At 62.4% G+C, this 9,474-nt stretch carries 10 protein-coding genes; 1 reads left to right on the top strand and 9 read right to left on the bottom strand.

The features are described 5' to 3' along the window. On the top strand, positions 1-395 hold a 395-nt coding region (locus tag AACY31_RS19395), incomplete at its 5' end, for a type VI secretion IcmF C-terminal domain-containing protein (RefSeq protein WP_339504981.1). A gap of 217 nt (positions 396-612) precedes the next feature. On the opposite strand, the gene AACY31_RS19390 is transcribed toward AACY31_RS19395, so the two are convergent. From AACY31_RS19390 to AACY31_RS19350, 9 genes are all read right to left on the bottom strand, one after another. Then, the gene (locus tag AACY31_RS19390; RefSeq protein ID WP_339482056.1) at positions 613-1,554 is read right to left on the bottom strand and encodes a helix-turn-helix domain-containing protein; all 942 of its coding nucleotides are present in this window, start codon (positions 1,552-1,554) and stop codon (positions 613-615) included. Between the two features lie 213 nt (positions 1,555-1,767). Then, positions 1,768-2,532: a 2-keto-4-pentenoate hydratase gene (locus AACY31_RS19385; protein ID WP_339482058.1), complete on the bottom strand. Its 765-nt coding sequence runs from the start codon at positions 2,530-2,532 to the stop codon at positions 1,768-1,770. Next, positions 2,529-4,136 carry a bifunctional 3-(3-hydroxy-phenyl)propionate/3-hydroxycinnamic acid hydroxylase gene (locus AACY31_RS19380; RefSeq protein WP_339492127.1) on the bottom strand — a complete coding sequence of 536 codons (1,608 nt, stop codon included), beginning with the start codon at positions 4,134-4,136 and terminating at the stop codon, positions 2,529-2,531. Before AACY31_RS19380 ends, AACY31_RS19385 begins: the two co-directional genes overlap by 4 nt. A 2-nt stretch (positions 4,137-4,138) precedes the next feature. Next, positions 4,139-5,002: an alpha/beta fold hydrolase gene (locus AACY31_RS19375; protein WP_339482061.1), complete on the bottom strand. Its 864-nt coding sequence runs from the start codon at positions 5,000-5,002 to the stop codon at positions 4,139-4,141. A 27-nt stretch (positions 5,003-5,029) separates the two neighbouring features. Continuing rightward, positions 5,030-5,632, bottom strand: coding sequence for an amino acid synthesis family protein (locus tag AACY31_RS19370; RefSeq protein WP_339492126.1), 603 nt, complete (start codon positions 5,630-5,632; stop codon positions 5,030-5,032). Positions 5,633-5,645: 13 nt separating this feature from the next. After that, a complete protein-coding gene (locus AACY31_RS19365) occupies positions 5,646-6,095 on the bottom strand; it encodes a VOC family protein (RefSeq protein ID WP_339482063.1) in 450 nt (149 codons plus the stop codon). An 11-nt stretch (positions 6,096-6,106) separates the two neighbouring features. Next, a complete protein-coding gene (locus tag AACY31_RS19360) occupies positions 6,107-7,147 on the bottom strand; it encodes a YCF48-related protein (RefSeq protein ID WP_339504980.1) in 1,041 nt (346 codons plus the stop codon). A gap of 12 nt (positions 7,148-7,159) precedes the next feature. After that, complete coding sequence (locus tag AACY31_RS19355) at positions 7,160-7,954, bottom strand: SDR family NAD(P)-dependent oxidoreductase (protein WP_339482066.1); 795 nt, start codon at positions 7,952-7,954, stop codon at positions 7,160-7,162. Between the two features lie 26 nt (positions 7,955-7,980). Continuing rightward, positions 7,981-9,471 (bottom strand): aldehyde dehydrogenase family protein, encoded by a 1,491-nt coding sequence (locus AACY31_RS19350; protein ID WP_339482067.1) that lies wholly within the window; start codon positions 9,469-9,471, stop codon positions 7,981-7,983. Between the last annotated feature and the right edge of the window lie 3 nt (positions 9,472-9,474).

Below are 9,474 nucleotides of genomic sequence, written 5' to 3'. Positions count from 1 at the left end.
GGGTGCGCGATGTGGTGCAGACCACCTTCATCCTCAACGGTGAAAAACACGAGTATTTCAACCAGAAGGAGCGCTGGCAGCGCTTCGGCTGGCCGGGGCGTAGCGACTACCCCGGCGTGAGCCTGACCTGGACCAGCGTCCACACTGGCGAGCGGTTGTTCGCGGACTACGCCGGCACCTGGGGGCTGATTCGCTTGCTGGAGCAAGCCACGTTCACCGCACTGGATGACGGCGACAGCCGCTACCGCATGGTGCTCAAGGCCCCCGATGGGCTGGGCTTGACCTGGCACCTGCGCACCGAACTGGACGCCGGGCCGATGGCGTTGCTCAGGCTACGAGGGTTTACGTTGCCGGGGCAGGTATTTTTGGAGGGGCGTGGGGCTGCGGGGGGATAGGCGTGCAACCTGAACCGCCTGACGATTGCTGGATCTGAGCACGGATTGTTCGATGCACGAAACGGCGGTGCGGGCCGATGTAGAGCTGTCAGGCGTGAGGTTGCTCCGAGTTGTGGAATGAGGGGGTTGGTGAGCGTTTATGGAATAAATCCCCTCGCCACAGATTCGCCTGCGTTCTTAAGTGAACAGCAGCGCTAACACCGCAAACAGTCGCCCATCAGGCCGGCGCCCTAGGCGTATCTGAGGGTGACTCGCCAAACAGCGCCCGGTAATGGGCCGCAAAATGACTCAGGTGGAAAAACCCCATCGCCACGGCGATCTCACTGACGTTCAGTGCCGCCGCATGGGTCGTGATCAGACGCCGGCGCACGGCATTGAGCCGCAGGTTGCGCAGGTACTCCACCGGACGCATCCCGGTGACCGCCTGGAAACTGTTCTGTAGGGTCCTGCGGCTCACCCGCAATTGCTCGCACAAATCGAGGATGCTCAAGGGCACCTCTGCACTGGCGACGACCAGCTCCTGGCAGCGCTTGACCAAATAGGCACTGACGGCAAAATTGCCGCGCCGGCCACGCACCTCGTCCGAAGCGTGACTGAACAGGTCGAGAAAGGCGTTGAGCAGAACGTCCTCGAGGATTTTTTCCGAGGCTGGATTGACCGCGTCCGTCTGTTCCAAAAGGTGACGAAACAATGGGTGAATCATTTGTTGCACGCGGCGCAGCACCGCCTCATCCACGCTGACCTGGGACACGCTTTTCAAACGATTGAGCTGTTCGCTCGACAGTTCGTAGGCCGCCAGCTTGGCGAACCGTACCGTGTCGACATTCGCCGCGAAAAAATGCGTGCCTTCCGGGGCGTGCAAGACGAAGTCCTCGCCATCGCGCAACAGCACGACGCTGTGGGCGCCCACTTGGTGCCCCTGGACCACTGGCGCACCGCCCAGCGACATGGCAATGCACAAGCGCCCTTTTGGCGCGCTACCGCGCTGCACCACCCGTTTATCCAGCACCTCCTGGAATATCTGGAAACGTTCGGCGCACACCTGCCGCAGCTCGCTGGAAAGGCAGCCACGCCCGAGTTGGTCATAGACCTGTTGCCAGCCCAGGATCGAACCGGCGTGTTGCTGAGGATCATTGAAGGTACGGACTTCGGCGAACATGATCATTGTTCCTCGGTGACACTGTGCTTATTGCCCGGTGCTGTATAGGAGCTGTGCCAGACGCTGTGCCGATGCTGTGTCGGACGCTGTGTAGGAGCTGCCGAGTGCAACGAGGCTGCGATCTTTCCCCAGACACTTGAATCTCAAGCGAAAGAAAAAAGATCAAAAGATCAAAAGATCGCAGCCTTCGGCAGCTCCTACAGTGAACCGTGCTTATTGCCGGAAAACCAAAGCCAGTTCCATGCCAAGCATGTACAACCGGTACTCAGCGGCCTTGATCTCCAAGGGCGCCAATAAAGACCCGGACAGCACCACCTGGCCTGCTTCAACGCACTGCCCATCGGCCAGCAACCTGCGGACCAACCAGCACAGGTTGGCCTGGGGTGTGTCCTCGCGCGCCTGGGCATTGCCCTCGCCGCAAGGCACCCCGTCGCACTCCAGGCGATAGTTCACGTGGGGCAGTTGCTCGGGATGGAACCTGACCCGCGAACCCAGGCAATACAGCCCCGCCGCGGCATTGTCGGCAAGAAACGCCCCAACGCCGAAACGCCAGCCCTGCCAGCGACAATCGGCCATTTCGAACGCCGGCGCGACCTCGGACACGGCGGCCAGAATGTCATCATCGCTGTAGAAACCTGGCAGCAACGTACGCCCCAGAACAAACGCCAGCTCGATTTCCAGCTTGGGTTGAATCAGCCGGGCAAGCGACACGGAACGGCCAGGTTCCACGGCCATGGCATCGGTCAGTGCGCCCAACACCGGTTCATCAATACCGAAACGGTCCTGGGCGGGGCGGCCGGCGAAGGCCACTTTCCATCCGGTCAACTGCTCACCAGCGGCCTGGCGTCGGCGTAATGCCTCGCGCTGCAAGGTGTAGCCCGCCGGCAGGTCAACGGCCTGTGGCTCCAACGAAGGCAAGGCGTGTACGGCCTGCGCGGCATCCTGAAGCCGGACCAGGAAATCATCTTCGCGCCTCATGAGAGTTGCTCCGCCAATTTGCGCAAGACGCCTTCGAGCCGCTCAGGTGTGGTGATCGCGGCGACGAACCGATCCGGCCGCACCACCACTACGCAGTCACGCACCTTGGCAAACCATTCGCCCAAGCGGTTATCGACGTCCTCGACGCAAATGGCGCCATTGACGGACATGGGTTGGTTACGCCCCACGCCACTGCGCGAGCGATTGATCTGGATGAAACGCGTCTCCCAACGCGCCCACCAGGCGGCGGTTTGCTCACTGAGCTGTTCGCTCGGATTGACCCGATACCCCAGCACCGCATAGGAATGCCCCAGCACCTCGTCCAGGCGCCGGCGCTGGCCCTGGGCGTCTTCGACAGACGGCTGGATGAACAGCTGCCCAACCAGATCATCCTCATGCAGCTCGGCACGCTCGTGATGAACCAGGCCTTTGGTGATGGTCGCCTTGGGTTTGAACTTGAATTCCAGCAAGTGCGAGCGCAGGTTGTCGACGCTGTTGACGGCCTGGAACAACCAGTCCCGCACACCGGCCATCAGCGGGTTGGTCAGCCCCAGCACTGCGCCCATGTTGTCGGCCAACGCGATGAGATCGGTGGCATGCCCGCGGCGCTCCTGGTCGTAACTGGCAAGAATCGCCGGCGACGCCCGCCCTTGGAGGATCGCGGCAAGCTTCCAGGTGACGTTGGCGACATCACGCAGGCCCGAATTGAGCCCCTGCCCGGCCCAGGGCGGGGAAATATGCGCCGCATCCCCCACCAATGCCACACGGCCCTGGACAAAGCGCGCCGCGACCCGAGAGTTATGGGTGTAGGCGCGGATCCGGATGATTTCCAGTTGATCGACCGCATCGCCGATATGCCCACGAATCAAGTCCCGGATCGTCGCTTCTTCGCACATCCGGCTCTCGTCTTCACCCTCCAGGAGCATGAACTCCCAGCGCCGTTGCTGATACGGCAGGTAAATGCACACGAAAGGTCGCTGAGGGTCGGCATGCAGGGCTGTATACGGTGCATCCAGGGAGTCGTTGGCGGTATCGATGACCACCCATTTGCGCGGATGGGTCAACCCCAGCAGCTCGATACCGAGTTTCTTGCGCACGCTGGAACGTCCGCCATCGGCGCCGATCACGTACTGCGCCTGCAATTGATACAGCTCACCCTGGGCATCGCGCACCTGCAAGGTCACGCCCTCGGCATCCTGCTCAAGATCGAGCATTTCATGGCCCTGGCGCAACTCGACACTGGCGTGCTTGCCCAGTTGCTCGCGCAATGTCGTTTCCAGCAACTGTTGCATGAAGATGTTGCGCATCGGCCAACCATAGTGGGCCGTGCTCGGCTTGACCTCGGCAAAACACACGCCTCGCGCATTGTAGTAACGCAGGGGCACGTTGCAGATCATGTCACGCGCGGCCAGTTCAGCGATGCCGATGCCCTGCAACACCCGCAGCGCTTCGTCATCCATGCCCACGGCGCGGGGATACGGCAGGACGCCGTCAGCCAACTCGAGGACGATGCAGTCGATGCCGTACAGCCCCATGTAATGAGCGGCCGTGATTCCGTTGGGGCCACCGCCCACGATGACAACCTGGGTTTTCTCCTGCTTCATCGCTATTCACCGCTTTGTTGTTGTGGTTGTAGGCACTGGTCATACAGATAGTCCATGACGACAAGGTTGAACATTTCGCTCTGGTCATCATGGACGTAATGGCTGGCGTCGGCGATTTCCTCTGTGCGCACCCACTTATTGGCCTGCTTGATCGACTCAAGGATCGCCAACGGCAGGAAATCGGAACGGGCGCCACGAATGAACAGCGTCGGGCAATCCAGTGCCCGTACCGCCGGCCACAAGTCTGTCGGGGCAATACTCAGGCGCGCCTGGGCGATACCTTGCTGGTCGTGACGCCATTCGATTCCAGCCAGGGTTTCCTTCATGGAATACATCAACCTGGAAGCCAGCCCCTCCTGAGAGAGGCCAGGTCGCGCTTGCAGCCAGAACTGGGCGGCGCTCTCCCAGTCAGGAAACAACAACGGTGTCTGGCTCATCTCGCGCCGAATGCGCTCGGCGCCATCACCGCTGACCGAAGAACCAGGGCCGATGTCCTCGATCACCAGCGCTTGCAGTCGTCCCGGATTGAGCCGCGCATACTCCAGTGCATTGGTGCCACCGAGGGAATGCCCCACCAGGACGAAACGCTGCAACCCCAAATGCGCCACCAGATCTTCAAGGTCATTGACGTAGGCCTCGGTCCGATAGCTGGAGGCATCCGCCCAGTCACTGTAGCCACGACCGCGCTGGTCAAGGGCATAGCAGCAGTAGCGCTCGCCCAGTGCATTGGCCAAACCATCCCAGGTCTGGGCATAGGAGCGCAGCCCGTGCAGCAGCACCACCGCAATGCCCGACGGGTTGCCCCACGACAAATAGTGCAGGCGCATCTGCGAGCGATTGATGAAGAACTGGCTGTTTGCAGACATTCGTTTGCTTCCCACGATCAGCGCACCTCAATACAAGCCGTCATTGCCCTTGACGTCGGCAGCCTTGAGGCCACCCAGCCGTGCATGCAAACGCCCGCGCGTGGCGAAGGCCCAGATGATGATCAACTCGTCGGCGGCTGGACCGTCACCGAACGACAGGGAAATGCTGTCGTAGTGCGAACGGACATACAGCGCATCCTTGTGGGCCAGCGGCACATCGATGGTCACGCCAGGCCCGCCACGCTTGCCGGTGGAAGGCACCCAGGACTTGCCGCCGCCCAAGGCGACGCGGATCGGATCCGCCGCCGGGTTGGTCAACAGTGCATTGCCATGCTCGTACTCGCCCTGACTGCCCACCAGGCACGCCTTGCCGTAGCTGACGATTTCGCGCTGGCCGGCCATTACCCGGATACGCCGACCAAACTCCTGGCCCAGCAAGGGTGACGGCTCTACCAGCTCGGCCAGGCTTTCGCTGAAACGGCCGGCATAAGGGTTGGCGATCACGGCGCCAATGGCGTACTTGAACAGCGGCTCACCATCGGCCAACTGGCCCGTTTCGTTGGCCAGGGTTTCCTCGACGAAGCTATACCATTTGCGGATGTGGTAACTGGCGAAATTTGCGGTTTTCATAAGAGCAGTCTCTTCAAAGTGGGTCGAGATCGAAATGTCGGCTAGGCGCTCCAGCGGCGCTGAAACGCGCCTTGCCACGCGCATCGTCGTGTTCGGTCTCGAGGAAAAATTCCATGCGATTGCCGTCGGGGTCGTTGAAGTACACACCGTTGCCGATCTCGTGGTCGGTGATCTTCACCACCTCGACGCCCTTGCTCAGCAACATGCCGTAGAGCTGGCGCAGGGTGGTCATGTCGCCGGCGATTTCCAGCCCGTAGTGCTGCAAGCCCAGCCCGCCCTGGTGGGCCCCGGGTGCTGCGCGGAGCAACGCGATGTCGTGATGCTTGGCACCGAAGGCCATCATGATCCAGCTTTCACCCCGGGCGCTTTCATGCATGCCCAGCACGTCGGCGTACCAACGCGCCGACACTTCAGGGTCGCTCACGGATAGCGACAGGTGAGTACGAACGACTTCGACTTTCATCGCGCGGTCCCTCAGTTTTTCTTGATGATGGATTGATGCCCGGACTTGATCTGCGCCACGGCGGGCGTCCAGAGCACATCAGCGATTTCACTGAATTCACGCCACTGCTTCTGCCAGCCGTCACCGCCATTTTCGGAGGTGAACAGATGCCCATATTTGGTACCGGCGACGATCTGGCGAGGGTCGGCGGGGTTCAAGGCAATCGCCCAGACACAGGAGTTGGGCTGTTGTGGCAGCGGCAGCACTTCCCAACTGAGGGCGGCATTGCGCGAGACCAGCACCTTGCTGGTCGTACCAGGGGTACCGTCGGAGATACTCAGGTAAAGCGTATCCTCGCTGCCCAACGGTGCATTCATGGCACGCACGTAGTACAGGCCGAAGGCTTCCCGGGCGACGATGCCGGTCCAGGTCTGCCCCTCGTCAAGGCTGCGGTAAACGGCGTTGACGCACACCACCACGATGACCTTTTGCCCATGGTTGGGCAGGACCACGATGTTGTGCACGTCCGAGTTGTAGTCCCACAGCAAGCGATCGTCGACACGGGTCCAGCCATCGCCACCGTCACGGCTGTGGAACAACCCGCCCTCCTCCAGGCCGAACCAGAGCTGGTTGCGATCCGTCGGGTCGTAGGCGAAGGCCAGCAAACGCGGACGACTGACGCCGTCGCAGAACTCCGGGATCTCCACCGGGGCACGTTCCCAGTTCTGGCCACCGTCGAGGGTGCGCCACAGCACCGCGCGCGACGGAGCACCCGTACCGACGAAAATGCGCTGTGCATCCTGAGGATCCACGGCCACCTTCCAGACGGTTTGCCCATTGAATGGCGAATCCAACCGCTGCCAATGACCTCCGGTATCAAGGCTGATGCACAGGCCGACGTCGGTGCCGGCGTAGATCACCTCAGGCGTCCCCGGATGGAAACTCAGGGAGCGGGTGATCGCGTCGAATTCCAGGTCCTGGCCCAGGCCCAGTCGATGCCAGGTACGCCCATCGTCGGCGCTGCGGATCACCGCTTGCCCTACGGTGGCGACCAAAAGGGTTCCGTTACTCATCACTGCTGCTCCTCAAATGAAGATGCCGCGGGTCAAGCCGCCGTCGATGCCAATGGATTCCCCGGTCACCGCACCGGCTTTGGGGGATGCGAGGAAGCCGATCAGCCAGCCCATTTCAATAGGCGCCAAGGTGCGCCGGATCGGCGTCGCGTCGATGTAGCCCTGCTCCACCTGCTCGGGCGTCTTGCCCTGCTTGATCCCTTCGCGCTCGTAGAGCTCCTGGATGTGCGGGGTGTCCACAACGCCGGGGTGGATCAGATTGACCGTGATGCCGGAGGGGCCGAGTTGGTCGGAAAGCGTCTTGGTCATGTGGGCGATGGCCAGGTTGCGCATACCCGAGAGGACCTTGCTGCCACGCCCGGTCAGGCCACCGATATTGATGATGCGACCGAAGCCACCGGCCTTCATGTGCGGCGTCACGGCCTTGGCGCAACGGAAATAGCCGATCACTTTGGTGTTGAGGTCCGAGAGCAATTCGTCGTCGCCGGCATGCTCGATGTCGTTGCGCACCACACCGGACGGTGCGGCGGCGCCGTTGACCAGGATGTCGATGCGACCAAAGTGCTTGTGGGCCGCCTCCACCATGTCGGACACCGCCGACATCTGGTTGGTGTCACAGAACAGCGGCAGCACCTCGTTGCCGGTCTCTGCGGTGATTTCCTCGGCGGCTTGCTGGAGGTATTCCATGCGCCGCGCGCAGATCACCACCTTGCAACCTTCCTGGGACAGAAAGCGCGCGACTTCCTTGCCGATGCCCATGCCACCGCCGGTGACGATTGCCACGCGGCCTTGTAATTCCAGATCCATAGCAGTTCCTCTTGTGATTGTTCGGCTCAGGCGAGATCGACGAAGACACTTTTGGTTTCGGTGTAGGCATCGATCACGTTCTTACTCATTTCCCGGCCCCAGCCGGATTGCTTGTAGCCACCGAATGGCGAGGCCGGGTCGACGACGTTCCAGCAGTTGATCCACACCGAGCCGGCCTTCAACTGCGCCGCCACGCGATGGGCGGAGCGCAAGTCACGGGTCCAGAGACCGGCCGCCAGGCCATAGGGCGAGTCGTTGGCGCGCAGCACCAGTTCATCGATTTCGGTCCAGCTCATGACGGTCAGCACCGGGCCGAAGATTTCTTCCCGGGCGACACAGGCACGCTCGGCGCGGTCGAGAAACACGCTGGGGCGGATGAAGTGGCCGTGCTCCAGGTGGGCCGGCCGATCACCGCCGCAGATCAGCTCGGCGCCTTCTTCCTGGCCCCGTTGCAGGTAGCCACGCACCGTGCCCAATTGCCGGGCCGAGACCAGCGGGCCCATGCTGCTGGCCGGATCCAGGCCGGGCCCCAACACATGGGCGGCCGCGTGGCGCTGGAGTTCTTCAAGCACCTGATCGAGAACGCTGGCGTGCACGTAGAGACGCGATCCGGCGGTGCATACCTGCCCCTGGTTGTAGAAAATGCCGTCGGCGGCGCCTTTGGCGGCACGGACGATATCGGCGTCCGGCAGGATGATGTTGGGGGACTTGCCACCCAGCTCCAGCGAGACCTTCTTCATATTGCCGGTGGCCGCCTGGGCGATCAGTCGCCCCACCTGAGTCGAACCGGTGAAGGCGATCTTGTCCACGTCCGGGTGCTGGGCCAGCGGTGCGCCGGTATGCACGCCGAGGCCGGTGAGCAGGTTGACCACACCAGCCGGGAAACCGGCGGCCTCGATCAACTGCACCAGGCGAATCGCCACCAGGGGCGTCTGCTCGGCGGGCTTGAGCACCGCGACGCAACCGGTCGCCAGCGCCGGGCCAAGCTTCCACACGCACATGGTCAGCGGGAAGTTCCACGGCACGATCAAGGCGCAGACGCCCACCGGCTCGCGCAAGGTGTAGTTGAGCATCGGGGCGCCGCTGGAGGGCGAGACCGGCAGCGTGCTGCCTTCGATCTTGGTCGGCCAGCCGGCGAAGTAACGAATGATATTGGCCGCACTGGCTGCTTCGCCCCGGGCCGCGCCGATCGGCTTGCCGTTTTCCAGGGTGATCAGTTGCGCCAGCTCTTCGCGATGCTGGTCGAGCAGCTCCGCCAGGCGAAACAGCAACAACCCGCGCTGGGCCGGTGACTGCTGCGCCCAAGGCCCGGTGAAGGCCGCGCGGGCGGCAGCGACGGCGGCATCGACGTCGCGCTCGCCACCTTCGGCGACTTGCGCCAGGGTGTGTTCAGTGGCCGGGTTTTCCACGGCAAACCGACGGCCATCGGCGGCGTCCTGCCAAGTGCCACCGATAAACAGCCGACCCGGTTGCGACAGGAACTTCTCGACGGCAGGTAACAATTGAATCGGGTTCATATC

The sequence above is a fragment of the Pseudomonas sp. RL_105y_Pfl2_101 genome, assembly GCF_963970585.1.
Classification (GTDB): domain Bacteria; phylum Pseudomonadota; class Gammaproteobacteria; order Pseudomonadales; family Pseudomonadaceae; genus Aquipseudomonas.
Note: the sequence above shows the minus strand (reverse complement) of the source record. Positions and strands in the feature narration are given on the sequence as shown.

Excerpts from the sequence above, each read along its gene's own strand:
- AACY31_RS19390 (WP_339482056.1), bottom strand. The coding sequence starts at position 1,554 with ATGTTCGCCGAAGTCCGTACCTTCAATGATCCTCAGCAACACGCCGGT.
- AACY31_RS19385 (WP_339482058.1), bottom strand. The coding sequence starts at position 2,532 with ATGAGGCGCGAAGATGATTTCCTGGTCCGGCTTCAGGATGCCGCGCAG.
- AACY31_RS19380 (WP_339492127.1), bottom strand. The coding sequence starts at position 4,136 with ATGAAGCAGGAGAAAACCCAGGTTGTCATCGTGGGCGGTGGCCCCAAC.
- AACY31_RS19375 (WP_339482061.1), bottom strand. The coding sequence starts at position 5,002 with ATGTCTGCAAACAGCCAGTTCTTCATCAATCGCTCGCAGATGCGCCTG.
- AACY31_RS19370 (WP_339492126.1), bottom strand. The coding sequence starts at position 5,632 with ATGAAAACCGCAAATTTCGCCAGTTACCACATCCGCAAATGGTATAGC.
- AACY31_RS19365 (WP_339482063.1), bottom strand. The coding sequence starts at position 6,095 with ATGAAAGTCGAAGTCGTTCGTACTCACCTGTCGCTATCCGTGAGCGAC.
- AACY31_RS19360 (WP_339504980.1), bottom strand. The coding sequence starts at position 7,147 with ATGAGTAACGGAACCCTTTTGGTCGCCACCGTAGGGCAAGCGGTGATC.
- AACY31_RS19355 (WP_339482066.1), bottom strand. The coding sequence starts at position 7,954 with ATGGATCTGGAATTACAAGGCCGCGTGGCAATCGTCACCGGCGGTGGC.
- AACY31_RS19350 (WP_339482067.1), bottom strand. The coding sequence starts at position 9,471 with ATGAACCCGATTCAATTGTTACCTGCCGTCGAGAAGTTCCTGTCGCAA.